The organism is Curtobacterium sp. 24E2, assembly GCF_016925595.1.
In the GTDB taxonomy this organism is placed as follows: Bacteria; Actinomycetota; Actinomycetes; order Actinomycetales; family Microbacteriaceae; genus Curtobacterium.
The window spans coordinates 2,787,490-2,803,705 of the sequence record NZ_CP068987.1; the positions used below are offsets into that span (position 1 = coordinate 2,787,490).

Here is a 16,216-nt window from a genome sequence, read left to right on the forward strand (position 1 = left end):
CCTTTCGAGGTGCGGGTCCGACGGTTGCCGGTCCCGTAGGGGGTCAGTGAGGAATCAGTGCTCGTCGGCCAGCGCCAGCTGGATGTAGACGGCGGTGAGGAGCATGAAGACGTAGGCCTGCAGCAGCGCGACGAGGATCTCGAAGAAGCTGAACGCGATGCCGAACGCGAGGGTCCCGACGCCGAAGGCCTTGAAGCCGAGCGATGCGTCGAAGAAGAAGAACTGCGTGGCCGAGAAGAACAGGACGAGCAGCAGGTGCCCGACGACCATGTTCATCAGGAGTCGCAGGGTGAGCGTCACCGGACGGAGCACGAAGGTCGAGACGAGCTCGATCGGCGTCACGATGATGTAGAGGAACCACGGCACCCCGGGCGGGAAGAGCGAGTTCCGGAGGAACGTGCCCGGGTGCTTGCGCAGGCCGGCGTAGATGAACGCGACGTAGGCGACGATCGCGAGGATCATCGGCATCGCGATGCGACTGGTGCCGGCGAGGTTCATGCCCGGGATCAGACCGGTCAGGTTCATGAACAGCACGCCGAAGAAGATCGTCGCCAGGAGCGGCAGGAATCGCTTGCCGTCCTTCTCTCCGAGGTTGTCGAAGGTGTTGCGACGAACGACGTCGAACGCGTACTCGATGAACGCCTGACCGCGGTTCGGGACGAGCTTCAGCGCGCGGGTTCCCACGAAGGCGAACACCAGGAGCACGGCGACGGCGAAGAAGCGGATGAGGACGACCCGATCGATCTCGAACGGCGTCCCTGCGAAGAAGATCGCATCCGGGAAGAACTCGTTGATCGACGGACCATGGAACTCGGCGGCCTTGCTGCTCCCCGCCGCAACGGTGTCAACCGCAGCAGAGAGGGACAGGGGAAGAGCGTGGGATAGCAGCGCTGTCTCCTGTGTCGGCGCGCGCACATCATGGCACGCGATGGTGGACGTTGTGGAGGCTTGCCCGCTCCGAGCGAAAGGCTCCGGTGGCGGACTCCGAGAAGCCTATCAGGTGCGAGAGGCTTCCCGGCTTCTCAGTTGCGGGGGTCGGGTTCTCAGCGTGCGCGGAGCCACCGGACCCGTCGCCGGGCAGCTGCACGCCGATCGGGATACGGGCCTTCGCCACCGCGACGACGTCGATGACCAGGGACCCGACGACCCCCGCGATGATCACGATCGCGAGTACCGGGAAGTCCACCCAGGTGCGGTCCTTCAGGGCCACGAGCAGCACGATGAACACGATGAACTTGAGCAGCCAGGTGCCCATCACGATGCCGAAGAAGGCGCCGGAGATCATCTGCCCCTTGGACACCCGCAGCGCGACGAGGACACTGACCGCGGTGAGGCCGAGGAACACGACGCTGAGCACGGCTCCGAGCAGGCCGCCGACGAGCCCGGGTGTGTCGGCGACGAGCAGTCCCACGACTCCCCGACGATCGCCAGGGCGACCGCGAGCACGGCGCCCCACGTGATGATGCGGCGGAACACCGGCCGGACGTGGTCGAGCGCGTTCGGTGCGGTCACGTGATGTCTCCTGGGATCGTGCGGTCGTTGGCGGCCCGGTCGAGCGGGTCGAGGCTGGCGTCCACCGCGGCGGCGGAACGGTTGGCGGTCTGGGCGGCGATCTCGGTGCGCTTCCGGCCGAGCGGCGCGAACGTGGCGACGGCGCACACGGTGAAGCCGACCGCGACGAAGGCGACCACCCAGTACCAGTCCACGAACAGGAACAGCAGGCACCCGACCGCGACGGTGGCGGTCCACGCGTAGAAGATCAGCACGGCGTGGAAGTGCGAGTGCCCCATGTCGAGCAGGCGGTGGTGCAGGTGCTTGCGGTCGGCCGAGAACGGTGACTTGCCGGCGCTGAGCCGCCGGGTGACGGCGAGGCCGAAGTCCAGGATCGGCACGATCAGGATCGCGAAGGGCAGCAGGATCGGGATGAACGCCGGCAGCAGCGCCTGGCGTGTCTGCACCGCGGCGGGGTCGATGTTGCCCGTGACCGACACCGCACTCGTGGCCATCAGGAAGCCGACGAGCAGCGCTCCGGCGTCGCCCATGAAGAGCTTCTGCGGGGTGCCAGTTCAGGATGAGGAACCCGAAGCAGGACCCGACGAGCACCGCCGTCAGCAGTGACGGCAGGTTGAAGAAGAACTCGGTCTGCACGACCACGCGGTTGATGAAGAACGTGTAGAGGAAGAACACCCCGCCGGCGATGATCGCGACCCCGGCGACCAGGCCGTCGAGTCCGTCGATGAAGTTCACCGCGTTCATCACGAGCACCACCGCCAGCACCGTGAAGATCAGGCTCATGTACGACGAGCCGACCCCCAGCGTGTTGCCGATCGGCAGCGACACGATGGCCACGCCCTGCCAGGCGAGGATGCCCGCGGCGATGATCTGCCCCGCGAGCTTCGTCATCCAGTCGAGGTCCCAGATGTCGTCCGCGACGCCGAGGACCACGATGATCGTCGCTCCCCCGAGCACCGCCAGCACGCGCCCGGGTTCGGAGAACACCAGCCGGAAGTAGTCGGTCCCCGCGATCGACGGGAACAGGAACCACGCCGCCAGCAGCGACACGATGACGCCGATGTACATCGCGATCCCGCCGAGGCGCGGCGTGGGCGTGCGGTGCACGTCGCGTTCGCGGACCTGGGGGTACCACTTGTACTTCAGCCCGAGCTTCCACACCAGCACGCTGACCAGGAAGCTCACGACCGCGGCGATCGCCCCCGCCAGCAGGTAGTACTTCATCCGACGAGGTCGGCTCCGACGACCCGGGTGATCTCGTCGTCGGAGATCACCCCGTGCCGGACGATGCGGAGCTTCCCGCCGTCCGACAGCCCCGTCGCGTCGACGATCGTCGACCCGGTGGAGGCCTCGAAGCCGTCGTGCTCCCCGATCGCGCCGCCGTCCAGGTACACGGCGACGCTGTCCCCGAGCATCCGCTCGGCGGCGTCGACGTCCATCGCGGCCGGATCGCCGGTCGAGTTCGCGGACGAGACCGCGAGCGGACCGACCTCTTGCAGGAGCTCGAGCGCGATCCGCGAGTCCGGCATCCGCAGGGCGACCGTGCCCCGCGTCTCGCCGAGGTCCCAGTCGAGCGACGGCTGCGCGCGCAGGATCACGGTCAGGCCGCCGGGCCAGAACTCGGCGACGAGGTCGCGCACCTGCTGCGGCACGTCGCTCGCGAGCGCGTCCAGCGTCGGCGGGCCGGGGATCAACACCGGCGGCGGCGACTGCCGCGTCCGGCCCTTCGCGTCGAGCAGCCGCTGGACGGCGGCCGCGTTGAAGGCGTCCGCGGCGAGGCCGTAGACGGTGTCGGTGGGGACGACGACGAGGTCTCCGCGCCCGAGGGCGGCACGTGCGAGCCGCATCCCGGTCAGGAGCCCGTCGGAGTCGGTGCAGTCGTATCGGGATGCCATGACTCGACGATGATAGTGCGACACAATGGAGGACATCGTGAACGAGTCCCCTGCGCCCCGCCTCCTGTTCCTCTTCGACATGGACGACGTCCTCGTCCGCTACGACTGGCAGGTGCGGATGGCCGCACTCTCCGAGTTCACCGGACACGAGTTCGAGGAGCTCCGACGCCGCTGGTGGGACTGCGGCCACGAGATGCGTGCCGAGGCCGGCGACTTCGCCGACGGCGACGAGTACCTCGCCGCGTTCGAACGGGCCATGGAGTGCGACGTCCCCGAGGCCGAGTGGGCGCGCATCCGCGGATCCGCGATGACCGAGCTGCCGGAACGCATCGAGGCCGTCCGGATCGCGAGCGAGCACGGGCGTGTCGGCCTGCTCACCAACAACGGGCCGCTCGCGGGGCGGTGGATCCACCAGTGGGCGCCGTCGCTGCCGGGGCTGTTCGGCGAGCACCTGGACACGTCGAGCAACTTCGGCGCCCGCAAGCCCGAGCCCGAGGTCTTCCGCCGCGCGATCGAGCACCACGGCGTGCCCGCCGAGCGCACGTTCTTCGCCGACGACATGCCGGAGAACATCGCGGGTGCCCGGAGCGTCGGCATCCACGCGGTCCTGGTCGAGCGCGACACCGACCTGGGCGAGCACGTCCGCGCCTTCGTCGCGCAGCAGCGCGAGGCCTCCCCGTCGCCTGACCGACACACCGACCGGGAGGCCCGGGGTGCGTCCGCCTAGCGCGTCGCGGTGGTCGTGCGGTCGCGACCCGTCAGGTCGACGTGCGTCTCCGGGGTCCGGAACCCCCGGCGCGCGAGGACCTCGCGCACGCCAGCGCCCTGCTGCTCGGCGTGCTCGATGACGAGCACCCCGCCGGGCACCAGCAACCGCCACGCGGTCTCGGCCAGGGCGCGCACGGCGTCGAGGCCGTCCGGTCCGCCGTACAGCGCCATCGCGGGGTCGTGGTCGCGGACCTCGGGGTCGATCGGGATCGCGTCGTCCGGTACGTAGGGCGGGTTCGACACGACGACCGAGACGGTGCCGTCGAGTTCGGGCAGCGCATCGGCGAGGTCGCCCTCGACGAGTCGCACCGTGCCGCCGTGGGCGTCGATGTTCCGGCGGGTCCAGGGCAGGGCCTCGGGCGACCGCTCGACGGCGTACACGACGGCGTTCGGCACCTCGGTGTCCATCGCGATGGCGATCGCACCGCTGCCGGACCCGAGGTCGACCGCGATCGGCTCCGGGACGGCCACGGCCCGCAGCGCGTCGATGCCGAACTGCACGACGCCCTCGGTCTCGGGACGGGGCACGAACACGCCGGGTCCGACCGCCAGGTTCAGTGCACGGAAGTACGCCTGCCCGGTGATGTGCTGCAGCGGCTCGCGGGTGCTCCGCCGCGCGATCGCGTGCCGGAAGCGCTCGACGTGCTCCGGAGCGATCGCGCCGCCGGTCATCGCGCGGGCCTGCACGGCACCGCGCGAGGTGTCGGTCGCCCACGCGAGCAGCAGCTCGGCGTCGACCTGGGGCGTCGGGACGCCGGACGCGACGAGCGCCGCGGCCGCCTGCTCGAGCAGGCGATCCGCGGCGAACGTGCGGGATCCGTCAGAGCCGCCACGGGCCTCCAGTCCGGTCACGCCGATCAGGCGTCCTGGTCGCCGATGGCGGCCAGACGTGCCTCTTCGTCCGCCTGGATGGCGGACTGGACGACGGGCTCGAGCGCACCGTTCATGACGCGGTCCAGGTCGTACGCCTTGTAGCCGGTGCGGTGGTCCGCGATCCGGTTCTCCGGGAAGTTGTACGTGCGGATGCGCTCCGAACGGTCCATCCCGCGGATCTGCGACTTGCGCGCGTCCGAGGCGATCGCGTCGAGCTCCTCCTGCTGCCGCGCGAGGATGCGTGCGCGGAGCACGCGCATGCCGGCCTCACGGTTCTGCAGCTGCGACTTCTCGTTCTGCATCGCCACCGTGATGCCCGTGGGCAGGTGGGTGATGCGGACCGCGGAGTCCGTCGTGTTGACGGACTGCCCGCCGGGGCCGGAGGACCGGTACACGTCGATCTTCAGGTCGTTCTGGTTGATCGCGACCTCTTCGGGCTCGTCGACCTCGGGGAACACCAGCACGCCGGTCGTCGAGGTGTGGATGCGCCCCTGCGACTCGGTCTGCGGCACGCGCTGCACACGGTGCACGCCGCCCTCGTACTTCAGGTGCGCCCAGACGCCCTGCGACGGGTCGGTCGTGTTCGACTTGATCGCGACCTGGACGTCCTTGTAGCCACCCAGGTCGGACTCGGTGCGCTCGAGGAGCTCGACCTTCCAGCCCTTGGTCTCGGCGTAGTGCGAGTACATGCGCAGGAGGTCGGCCGCGAACAGCGCCGATTCCTCGCCGCCCTCGCCGCCCTTGATCTCCATGATCACGTCGCGTCCGTCGTCGGGGTCGCGCGGGATGAGCAGCCGGCGGAGACGTTCCTGGCGCTCCGCCAACTGCTCCTCGAGCCCGGGGACCTCGTCCGCGAACGCCGAGTCCTCACGCGCGAGCTCCTGGGCGGCGGCGAGATCGTCCCCCGCCGCCTGCCAGGACTCGTACGCGGACTTGATCTGGTTGAGCTCGGCGTAGCGCCGGTTCACCTTCTTCGCCCGGGCCGCATCGGCGTGGAGCGCGGGGTCCGACAGCTGCTGCGTCAGGTCCTCGTGTTCCGCCAGCAGCCCTGCCACCGACTCGAACACGCGTTACTCCTGGTGACCGTTGTGGTGAGCGCCGCCGGTCGTCGGGACCGACTTCTGCACCTGCACCAGGAACTCGACGTTCGACTGCGTCTCCTTGAGGTTCCGCAGCACGATCTCGAGGGCCTGCTGCGGGTCGAGCCCGGCGAGGGCTCGGCGCAGACGCCAGGTGATCTTGACCTCGTCGGCGGAGAGCAGCTGCTCCTCGCGACGGGTACCGGAGGCGTTGACGTCGACGGCCGGGAAGATCCGCTTGTCCGCCAGGTGACGGTTCAGGCGGAGCTCCATGTTGCCGGTGCCCTTGAACTCCTCGAAGATGACCTCGTCCATCTTGGAACCGGTCTCGACGAGCGCGGTGGCGAGGATGGTCAGCGAGCCGCCGTCCTCGATGTTGCGCGCCGCACCGAAGAAGCGCTTCGGCGGGTAGAGCGCCGCCGAGTCGACGCCACCGGAGAGCACGCGGCCCGACGCCGGGGTGGACAGGTTGTAGGCACGGCCCAGACGGGTGATCGAGTCGAGCAGGAGCACGACGTCGTGGCCCAGTTCCACCAGGCGCTTCGCACGCTCGATGGCGAGCTCGGCGACCGTGGTGTGGTCCTCGGCCGGACGGTCGAAGGTCGAGGCGATGACCTCGCCCTTCACCGTGCGCTGCATGTCGGTGACCTCTTCGGGCCGCTCGTCGACGAGGACGACCATGAGGTGCGCCTCGGGGTTGTTCTTCGCGACGGCGCCCGCGATGGCCTGCAGCACGACGGTCTTACCGGCCTTGGGCGGCGAGACGATGAGGCCGCGCTGGCCCTTGCCGATCGGCGACACGAGGTCGATGATGCGGGTGCTCAGCTTGCCCGGCTCCGTCTCGAGGCGCAGGCGCTCGTTCGGGTACAGCGGGGTGAGGTCCGAGAACTCGACACGGGCCGCTGCTTCTTCGGCGGTCTGGCCGTTGACCGAGTCGACGGTCACGAGCGCGTTGTACTTCTGACGGCTCTGCTGCTCGTTGTCACGGGGCTGCTTGATCGAACCGACGACGGCGTCGCCCTTGCGCAGGTGGTACTTCTTCACCTGGCCGAGCGAGACGTAGACGTCGTTCGGTCCGGGCAGGTAGCCGGTGGTGCGGACGAACGCGTAGTTGTCGAGGACGTCGAGGATGCCCGCGATCGGGATCAGCACGTCGTCTTCGGTGACCTCGGGCTCGAAGTCGTCGTTCTGGCCGCCACGGCCGCGCTTGCGGTCACGCTGGCGACGGCTGCGGCCACCCTCGGTGTCGTCGGCGTTCTGCTGGGCCTGCTGGCCCTGCTTCTGCTGACCGTTCTGCTTCTGCTGGTTCGCCGCCTGCTGCTTCTGCTCGGCGCGGTCGTCCTGCTTCGCGTCGCGCTGCTTGGCGTCGCCCTGCTTCGGGTCGCCCTGCTTGGCGTCGCCCTGCTTCTGCTGGTCGCCGCCGTTCTGCTTCTGCTGGCCGCCCTGCTGGTGCTGCTGGCCGCCCTGCTGGTGCTGCTGGCCGTCCTGCTGCTCGCCGTTCTGCTCGCCGTTCTCGGCGTTCTGCCCACGGCCACGACCGCGACCACGGCTGCGACGGCCGCGACGCGAACCGCCCTCACCGTTCTGGTCGCCGGAGTCGGCGGCACCGGACTGGTCCTGCGACTCGCCCTCGGTGCTCTGCTGCTCGGTGCGGGCCGGCTGCTCGGTCTGGGCAGGTGCCGAGGTCGGCGTCTGCTGCTCGGCCGACTCGTTCGGCTGCTGGGCCTGCTGGTCGGCACCGCGCTGGCTGCGGCCGCGACGCTGCCCACCGGTCTGCGACTGGGCGGCTTCCTGGGCGTCCTTCTCGGCACGCACCTGGTCGAGGCCCGCGAGCAGGTCCTCGGTGCCGGTGTGGCCGGCGTTGGTGTGCTCGGCGGCCGAGGTCGGGCCGGCGTTCACGGTGCCACCGGAGGACGCACGGCGCGAACGGCGGGCACGCGACGGCGCGGCCGGCTCGGTCTCGACGGCGGGGTCCTCGGGGTCGGCGACCGGAGCGGTCGGCGCCTCGGCTGCGGGCTCCGGCAGCGTCGGCTGCTCGGTCACCGGCGCCGTGGCGGGCGCTGCCGCGGCGGGGACGTCGTCCGTGACGGGGCGCTTGTCCTCGATCGAGGCGATGAGGTCGCCCTTGCGGAGCTTCGAGAGCCCGGTGATGCCGAGCGAGGAGGCGATGCGCTGGAGTTCCGGCAGGCGGAGGGCGCGCAGGTCGCTGGGGATCTCCACCGGGGTGGAGTTGTTGTCGGTCAAGGTCGGTGTTTCCTTTCGAACCGCAGAACGCGGAGAGTTTCCACCGTCCCGGATGCACGGGTATGCATCGACCGCCGTTCAGACGACGGACCGGGATTCGGTGATCAGAAAGAGAGTGCCCCCGCGCACCGGACCCTGCGCTGCGTCGGAGCTGGCCACGGGATGGGACCCATGGCACGAGCAGTCCGGGCGACTACGCGGGTTCGGCTTCGAGCGCCGAGTGCGCCACCACTGTAGCACCACCGAGATCGACGGCCAGCATGAGCGCGCGCCAGTCGGATTCCCCGTGTCGGTCGACGAGATCCGCGGCCGTGAGCCGTTGTGCCGGGTCACTGCCGAGCACGAGCAGGCTCGGTCCGGCCCCCGACACGACGGCCGCGAGGCCGTGCTGCCGGAGCAGTCCGATCAGTGCGTCGGTCTCGGGCATCGCGCTGGCCCGGTACGCCTGGTGCAGGCGGTCCTCGGTCGCGGCGAGCAGGAGCTCGGGGCTCTGGATGAGCGCGGCGACGAGCAGCGCGGAGCGGGAGACGTTGAACGCGGCGTCGGCGTGCGGGACGTTCTCGGGCTGCAGGGAGCGGGCGAGCTTCGTCGACAGCGTGGACGTCGGCACGAACACGACCGGTGCGACGCCGCGGTGCACCAGCAGCCGCTTGTACGCGGGTCCCTCGGCCGTCATCCACGCGATGGTGAGCCCACCGAACAGTGCCGGGGCGACGTTGTCCGGGTGCCCCTCCATCTCGGTGGCCAGGCTCAGCAGGGTCGAGGCGTCCAGGTCGACGATGCCCTCGAGCAGCCCGCGAGCCGCCATCAGGCCGGCGACGATGGCGGCCGCCGAGGAACCGAGCCCGCGGCCGTGCGGGATCGCGTTCGTGGCGTGCAGCTCGAGGCCGGGCTGGTCGACGCCGGCGTGCTCGAGGCCGCGGCGGACGGCACGCACGACCAGGTTCGTGTCGTCGTTGGCGACCTCGCCGGCACCGACGCCCTGCACCGTGACGATGGCACCGGGTTCCGGGCGGACCCGGACGACGACCTCGTCGTACAGCGAGAGCGCGAGACCGAGCGAGTCGAACCCCGGCCCGAGGTTGGCGGACGTCGCCGGCACGCGGACGCGCACGGCCCGTCCGGCGGGCACAGCGTGGACCGCCCGTCCGGCGGGCACAGCGTGGACCGCCCGTCCGGCCGGTACAGCACTGTGGGCGGTGACGCCCTCCCCGGTCCGGACGAGCGGTCGAGGCTCACTGCGCCGCGACCAGTCCGAGCACGTCGGCGATCGACTTGGTGTCGACCGGCACGCTCGTCGGGGTGACCTCGCTGCCGTCCTCGGTGCGCAGGGCCCACTGCGGGTCCTTCAGGCCGTGGCCGGTGACGGTGATGACGACCTTCGCGCCCTTCGGCACGACGCCGGCATCGGCACGCTCGAGCAGCCCGGCGACACCGATGGCCGACGCGGGCTCGACGAAGACGCCGACCTCGGCCGACAGGATGTGGTGCGCGGCGAGGATCGCCTCGTCCGAGATCGCGCCGAAGTAGCCGTCGGTCTCGTCACGGGCCTCGAGGGCGAACTGCCACGAGGCCGGGTTGCCGATGCGGATCGCGGAGGCGATGGTGTCGGGGTTCTTGACGACCTCGCCACGGACGATCGGTGCGGAACCGGCGGCCTGGAACCCGAACATCCGCGGGAGCTTCGTCGTGCGACCGGCGGCCACGTCCTCGCGGTAGCCGCGGGAGTACGCGGTGTAGTTGCCCGCGTTGCCGACCGGCAGGAAGTGGAAGTCCGGGGCGTCGCCGAGGACGTCGACGACCTCGAACGCGGCGGTCTTCTGGCCCTCGATGCGGTCGTTGTTGACCGAGTTGACGAGGTGCACCGGGTAGTTCGCCGCCAGGTCGCGGGCGATGTCGAGGCAGTCGTCGAAGTTGCCCTGGACCTGCAGCAGCTGGGCGTCGTGGGCGACGGCCTGGCTGAGCTTGCCCATGGCGATCTTGCCCTCGGGCACGAGCACCGCGGCGGTGATGCCGGCGTGCGTGGCGTACGCGGCGGCCGAGGCGCTGGTGTTGCCGGTCGACGCGCAGATGACGGCCTTCGCGCCGTGCTCGACGGCCTTCGAGATCGCCATCGTCATGCCGCGGTCCTTGAAGGACCCGGTCGGGTTCATGCCCTCGAACTTGACGTAGACCTCGGCGCCGGTGCGCTCGGAGAGCCGGCGAGCCGGGATGAGGGCGTGCCGCCCTCACCGAGCGTGACGATCGGCGTCGCCTCGGTCACGTCGAGTCGGTCGGCGTACTCGCGCAGGACTCCCTGCCACTGGTGGGCCATCAGGCTTCTCTCTCTGTCCGGTGGGTCGGTCTGGTTTCGGTTCTGGGTCGGCCTGGAGGCCCGTGGTGCGTCAGGCGCCGACGAAGCGCAGGACGCTGGTCACGTCCAGGACCACGTCTTCGCCGCGGAGCGTGCGGACGGTGTCCGCCAGGTCGGCTTCGCGCGCCAGGTGCGTGCCGATGACGAGCGCTGCCGTCCCCTCGGAGGCACCCGTGGTGGTCTGTTCGACGGTCTCGACGCTCACGCCGTGCTTCGCGAGCACGCCGGCGACCGTCGACAGCACGCCGGGGGCGTCCGTGACGTGCAGCGTGATCTGGTAGCGCGTGCGGACGGTGCCGATCGGGAAGACGGGCAGGTCCGACTGGGTCGACTCCGCGACACCCGGGCCGCCGATGACGTGCCGACGTGCGGCGGACACCAGGTCGCCGAGGACGGCAGAGGCGGTCTCGACACCACCGGCACCGGCGCCGTAGAACATGAGGTCGCCAGCGGCCTCGGCCTCGACGAACACGGCGTTCTTCGCGCCGTGCACGCTCGCCAGGGGTGCGACTCCGGCACGAGGGCCGGGTACACGCGGGCGCTGACGCCCTCGCGGCCGTCCTCGTCGGTGAGCCGCTCGGCGGTCGCCAGGATCTTCACGACGTAGCCGGCCTTGCGCGCGGCGCGGACCTGCTCGATGGTGACCGAGGTGATGCCCTCGCGGTGCACGGCGGCGAGCGGCACCGAGGTGTGGAACGCGAGCGAGGCCAGGATCGCGGCCTTCTGCGCGGCGTCGTAGCCCTCGATGTCGGCGGTCGGGTCGGCCTCGGCGTACCCGAGCTCGGTCGCCGTGGCCAGGGCGTCCTCGAACGTGGCGCCCTCGCGGTCCATCAGGTCGAGGATGAAGTTCGTGGTGCCGTTGACGATGCCCATGATCCGCTCGATGCGGTCACCCGCGAGCGAGTCGTGCAGTGGGCGGATGATCGGGATGGCACCGGCGACGGCGGCCTCGTAGTACAGCTGCGCGCCGACCTGCTCGGCCACCGCGAAGAGCTCCGGACCGTGGGTCGCGAGGAGCGCCTTGTTGCCGGTCACGACGTCCGCCCCGGACTGCAGCGCCTGCAGCACGAGCGTGCGCGCCGGCTCGATGCCGCCGATCAGCTCGACGACGATGTCGGCACCGAGGATGAGCGACTCTGCGTCGGTCGTGTAGAGGTCCTTCGGCAGGTCGACGTCACGCGCGGCGTCGACGTCGCGCACGGCGATCCCGACGAGTTCGAGGCCGGCACCGGCGCGCGAGGCGAGTTCGTCGGCGTGCTCGAGCAGGAGCCGCGCGACCTGGGACCCGACCGAGCCGGCCCCGAGCAGCGCGACGCGGACGTTGCGGTATTCGATCATCTGGAGTTGGTTCCTGTTCGTCGGGTCAGCGGCCGGTGCCGGCGTGGGGCACGGTGCGGACGCCGGTGTCGCGGGCGAGGAGGTCGTCGATCGACTCGCCCCGCACGAGGATACGGGCTGCGCCGTCCGCCACGGCGACGACCGGCGGGCGGCCCACGTGGTTGTAGTTGCTCGACAGCGCCCAGCAGTACGCCCCGGTGGCCGCGACGGCGAGCAGGTCCCCGCGCTGGACGTCACCCGGCAGGTACTCGTCGTTCACCACGATGTCCCCGCTCTCGCAGTGCTTCCCGACGACGCGGGTGAGCACGGCGGGCGCCTCGGACGTCCGGGCGAGGCGAGCGGTGTAGTCGGCGCCGTACAGGGCAGGTCGGGCGTTGTCGCTCATCCCGCCGTCGACGGAGACGTAGGTGCGGGTGGCGTGGCCGGTGTCCGCGTCGCCGGTCTCGAGCGCGACGGGCTTGATCGTGCCGACGCGGTAGAGCGTGATGCCCGCCGGCCCGACGATGTAGCGGCCGGGCTCGACCGCGACCTCGGGCACCGGGATGTCCCGTTCGGCGCAGGCCTCGGCGATGATCGCGGCGAGGGCGTCCGCGACGTCCTCGGGCGCGAACGCGGAGTCGGCCTCGGTGTAGTCGATGCCCCAGCCGCCGCCGAGGTTCAGCTCGGGCACCGGACCGGTCTCGACGAGGGTGGCGTGCACGTCCATCAGGCGTCGAGCGGCCTCGCGGAACCCGGACTCGTCGAAGATCTGCGAACCGATGTGCGAGTGCAGCCCGACGAACACGAGCGACGACTCGGCGCGCACGGCCTCGGCCGCGGTGACGGCCTCGGTGAGCGGGATGCCGAACTTCTGGTCCTCGCGCGCGGTCGCCAGGTACTCGTGGGTGGACGCGTGGACCCCGCTGTTGATGCGGATCCGGACGCGCTGCACCACCCCGGCGTCGGCAGCAGCACGGGCGACGCGCTGGACCTCTTCGTGGCTGTCGAGCACGATCGTGCCGACGCCGACCTCGACCGCGCGGGCGATCTCGGCGTCGGACTTGTCGTTGCCGTGGAAGCCGAGCATCGCCGGGTCGATGCCGGCGGCCAGGGCGACCGCGAGCTCCCGCCGGTGCAGACGTCCACGCGCAGGTCGGCCTCGGCCATCCACGCCACGACCTGCGTCGTCAGGAACGCCTTGCCGGCGTAGTAGACGTGCGCACGGGTGCCGATGCCCTCGAACGCCTCGGTGAACGCGTTCCGCACCCGGACCGCGCGGGACTGCACGTCCCGCTCGTCGACGACGTACAGCGGGGTGCCGTACTGCCGGACGAGGTCCGTGGCGCTGACACCGCCGACCGCCAGGTCGCCGTCGTCGGTCCGCGTCGCGGACGCGGGCCAGATCCGGTCCACCAGCTCGGAGGCGTCCGTCGGCAACCGCAGTCGCGGCGGTGCAAGGGGTTCTCGCTCACGGGACCCGATCCTACCGACGCGAGCCGCGCCTCCCGGCCGCGTTACGCACCACGGGGTCAGCCGCAGCTGCCGACCGTCTGCAGGCCCCGCTCGTTGAGCGGCAGCGCGTCCGCGGTGATGCGCACCGTCGCGTCGGCCTTCGAGACGTCGAGCGAGCGCACGCGGAGCGCCTCGGGCAGGAACTGCGCCGTGCAGACCTGCACCGGCACGTTCGTCACGCCGGGGATCGAGTCGACCTTGAGACCGAGGTCGGAATTGGTGATCCGCACGCTCTTCGGGGTGATCGTGATGCCGCGACCGTCGTCCTGCGCGACCACGTCGCCCTTCGCCGCGTAGGTGATGTCGTAGCCGAGCACCGCCGTGGAACCGGACAGCTCGACGCCGCCGTCCACCAGGGTCAGCCGGTCGAACAGCGGGCTGTACTTCGACAGGTCCTCCACGCTCGACGACGCCAGGGTGACGGTGCCGTCGACGTCGTGCACGTCGCCCTTGCCGTCCACCGGGACGTCCTTCGCGGTGACGTCGGCAGCGAGCGGGATGCCGTCCACGGTGAGCTTCTCGGACGTGATCTCGACCTGGTCGAGGGTGCCGCTGATCAGCTGCGGGATGACGATGCCGTCGGCGTGCGCCTCGACCTGGCCCGTGGTGCCGTCGGGCAGCGACTGCTCGACCTGCTGGGCGATGATGCGGTCGACGACCCCGCGGAGCACGAACTCGGCGATCACGACGAGGGCGGCGAGCACGACGACGACCACGATCAGGACGACGGGCCAGCGGCGGCGGGTGGTGGCGGTGGACATGCCTCCCAGCCTTCCACGTGGTCCCGTCAGCCTGCCTGGAGGCGCGGTGCGCGGGGCGGGGCGCGGTGCGCCGGGGGCCCGCTCGATCGCGCCCCGCCACGGTCATCGCGCCCCCGCACACCGGGGCGCGATGACCGTCAGGGGGCGCGTCACGACAACGGCTCGGCCGTCTGCTCGTGACGCCGCTGCCGCTACATGCGGGACGGAGCGCTCACGCCGAGCAGGCCGAGGCCGTTGCGGACGACCTGGCCGGTGGCGTCGTTCAGCCACAGGCGCGTGCGGTGCAGGTCGGTGACCGGTTCGTCGCCGAGCGGGGTCACGCGGCAGGCGTCGTACCAGCGGTGGTACAGGCCCGCGAGGCTGCTCGATGTACCGGGCAATGCGGTGCGGCTCGCGGAGCTCCGCGGCGTGGCGCACCACGCGCGGGTACTCGGCGAGGGCGCCGAGCAGCGCACCCTCGGAGTCGTGCGACAACAGCGAGGCGTCGAACACCGAGCGATCGACCCCGGCGGCCTCGGCGTTGCGGGCCACCGACTGGGTGCGTGCGTGGGCGTACTGCACGTAGAACACCGGGTTGTCGTTGGTGCGCTTGACGAGCAGGTCGAGGTCGATGTCGATCGCGGTGTCGCTGGCGAACCGGACGAGCGAGTAGCGGCCGGCGTCGACGCCCACGGCGTCGACGAGGTCCTCCATCGTGACGATGGTGCCGTTGCGCTTCGACATGCGCATCGGCTCGCCGTCCTTGAGCAGGTTGACCATCTGCCCGATCAGGATCTCGAGGTTCGTGCCCGGCTCGTCGCCGAACGCGGCGCACATCGCCATCATCCGACCGACGTAGCCGTGGTGGTCCGCGCCGAGCATGATGAGGTTGCGCTCGAAGCCGCGCTCGCGCTTGTCGAGGTAGTACGCCAGGTCGCCGGCGATGTACGCGGGCTCGCCGTCGGACTTGATGACCACGCGGTCGCGGTCGTCGCCGAAGTCGGTCGTGCGGAGCCACTCGGCGCCCTCGGCCTCGTACATCACACCCGACGACCGCAGCCGTGCGATGGCACGCTCGACGGCCTTCGACTCGTGCAGGGCGTTCTCGTGGAAGTAGACGTCGAAGTCGACGCCGAAGTCGTGCAGCGACGACTTGATGTCGGCGAACATGAAGTCGACGCCCTCGCGCCGGAAGACCTCCTGCGCCTCGTCGCGCGGCAGGTCCTTCACGTCGACCGAGGGGTCGAGCGTCGCGATGACGCGCGCTGCGATCTCGGCGATGTACGCGCCGCCGTAGCCGTCCTCCGGCGTGGGCTCACCGAGCGCCGACGCCACGAGCGAGCGGGCGAAGCGGTCGATCTGCGCGCCGTGGTCGTTGAAGTAGTACTCGCGGGTGACGAGGCCGCCCTGCGCCTGGAACACGCGGGCCAGACTGTCGCCGACCGCCGCCCAGCGCACGCCGCCCATGTGGATCGGGCCGGTCGGGTTCGCCGACACGAACTCCAGGTTGATCCGGACGCCGTCGTACAGGTCGCCGTGTCCGAAGGCGTCGCCGCCCTCGACGATGGTGCGGGCGATCTCACCGGCCGCTGCGGCCTCGAGCGTGATGTTGATGAACCCCGGGCCGGCGACGTCGACCGAGGCCACGCCGTCGAGCTCGGTCAGCTCGCCGGCGATCTCCGTCGCGAGCTCGCGCGGGTTCGTGCCGATGCGCTTCGCGAGCTGCATCGCGGCGTTCGATGCCCAGTCGCCGTGCGCGCGGTTCTTCGGACGCTCGAGCACCACGTGGGAGTCCCCGATCGTCACGGTCTCGGACGCGCCTCGTCGCTCGACGATCCCGGTCAGGATCGACAGGTACGCGGCGGAGAGTTCGGCAGGAGTCACGGCGGACGAGTCTACCGGGACACCCAGGTGCACGCCGGA

The 16,216-nt window shown here is 70.8% G+C and carries 11 protein-coding genes and 5 pseudogenes; 2 read left to right on the top strand and 14 right to left on the bottom strand.

All coding sequences use genetic code 11. The features are described 5' to 3' along the window. Window positions 1-54: 54 nt before the first annotated feature. The 4 genes and pseudogenes from atpB to JN350_RS21000 form a co-directional block, all read right to left on the bottom strand. A complete protein-coding gene (atpB, locus tag JN350_RS13690) occupies window positions 55-915 on the bottom strand; it encodes a F0F1 ATP synthase subunit A (RefSeq protein WP_333925860.1) in 861 nt (286 codons plus the stop codon). A gap of 1 nt (window position 916) precedes the next feature. Beyond that, complete coding sequence (locus JN350_RS13695) at window positions 917-1,411, bottom strand: hypothetical protein (RefSeq protein ID WP_205462532.1); 495 nt, start codon at window positions 1,409-1,411, stop codon at window positions 917-919. Between the two features lie 97 nt (window positions 1,412-1,508). Next, on the bottom strand, window positions 1,509-2,042 hold the full coding sequence (locus tag JN350_RS20995; RefSeq protein ID WP_461964491.1) for a hypothetical protein: 534 nt from the start codon (window positions 2,040-2,042) through the stop codon (window positions 1,509-1,511). A 55-nt stretch (window positions 2,043-2,097) separates the two neighbouring features. Next, a pseudogene (locus JN350_RS21000) lies at window positions 2,098-2,580 on the bottom strand (MraY family glycosyltransferase); the annotation flags it as partial. Here JN350_RS21000 and JN350_RS21005 point away from each other — a divergent pair. Further along, window positions 2,573-2,728: a hypothetical protein gene (locus tag JN350_RS21005; protein WP_461964493.1), complete on the top strand. Its 156-nt coding sequence runs from the start codon at window positions 2,573-2,575 to the stop codon at window positions 2,726-2,728. The pseudogene JN350_RS21000 and the gene JN350_RS21005 sit on opposite strands and share 8 nt — an antisense overlap. 4 nt (window positions 2,729-2,732) lie before the next feature. Here the strand turns inward: JN350_RS21005 and JN350_RS13705 are convergent, their stop codons facing one another. Beyond that, window positions 2,733-3,407, bottom strand: a complete 675-nt coding sequence (locus JN350_RS13705) for an L-threonylcarbamoyladenylate synthase (RefSeq protein ID WP_205462533.1) — start codon at window positions 3,405-3,407, stop codon at window positions 2,733-2,735. 37 nt (window positions 3,408-3,444) lie between these two features. Here JN350_RS13705 and JN350_RS13710 point away from each other — a divergent pair, with 37 nt between their 5' ends. Next, complete coding sequence (locus JN350_RS13710) at window positions 3,445-4,134, top strand: HAD family hydrolase (protein ID WP_205462534.1); 690 nt, start codon at window positions 3,445-3,447, stop codon at window positions 4,132-4,134. Here the strand turns inward: JN350_RS13710 and prmC are convergent. From prmC to argS, 9 genes and pseudogenes are all read right to left on the bottom strand, one after another. Then, window positions 4,131-5,018, bottom strand: coding sequence for a peptide chain release factor N(5)-glutamine methyltransferase (gene prmC / locus JN350_RS13715; RefSeq protein WP_205464466.1), 888 nt, complete (start codon window positions 5,016-5,018; stop codon window positions 4,131-4,133). The two genes, JN350_RS13710 and prmC, sit on opposite strands and share 4 nt — an antisense overlap. 14 nt (window positions 5,019-5,032) lie before the next feature. Then, a complete protein-coding gene (gene prfA, locus JN350_RS13720) occupies window positions 5,033-6,115 on the bottom strand; it encodes a peptide chain release factor 1 (protein ID WP_111083862.1) in 1,083 nt (360 codons plus the stop codon). A 3-nt stretch (window positions 6,116-6,118) separates the two neighbouring features. Beyond that, window positions 6,119-8,371, bottom strand: coding sequence for a transcription termination factor Rho (gene rho, locus JN350_RS13725; RefSeq protein ID WP_205462535.1), 2,253 nt, complete (start codon window positions 8,369-8,371; stop codon window positions 6,119-6,121). 193 nt (window positions 8,372-8,564) lie between these two features. After that, window positions 8,565-9,503, bottom strand: coding sequence for a homoserine kinase (gene thrB / locus JN350_RS13730; RefSeq protein WP_240347331.1), 939 nt, complete (start codon window positions 9,501-9,503; stop codon window positions 8,565-8,567). Window positions 9,504-9,606: 103 nt separating this feature from the next. Further along, window positions 9,607-10,685, bottom strand: a pseudogene (gene thrC, locus JN350_RS13735) (threonine synthase). A 70-nt stretch (window positions 10,686-10,755) separates the two neighbouring features. After that, window positions 10,756-12,062: pseudogene (locus JN350_RS13740) on the bottom strand (homoserine dehydrogenase). Window positions 12,063-12,087: 25 nt separating this feature from the next. Next, window positions 12,088-13,523, bottom strand: a pseudogene (gene lysA, locus JN350_RS13745) (diaminopimelate decarboxylase). A gap of 47 nt (window positions 13,524-13,570) precedes the next feature. Then, window positions 13,571-14,314 (bottom strand): LmeA family phospholipid-binding protein, encoded by a 744-nt coding sequence (locus JN350_RS13750; RefSeq protein WP_205462537.1) that lies wholly within the window; start codon window positions 14,312-14,314, stop codon window positions 13,571-13,573. A gap of 191 nt (window positions 14,315-14,505) precedes the next feature. After that, window positions 14,506-16,177 (bottom strand): annotated as a pseudogene (argS, locus tag JN350_RS13755) (arginine--tRNA ligase). Window positions 16,178-16,216: the final 39 nt, after the last annotated feature.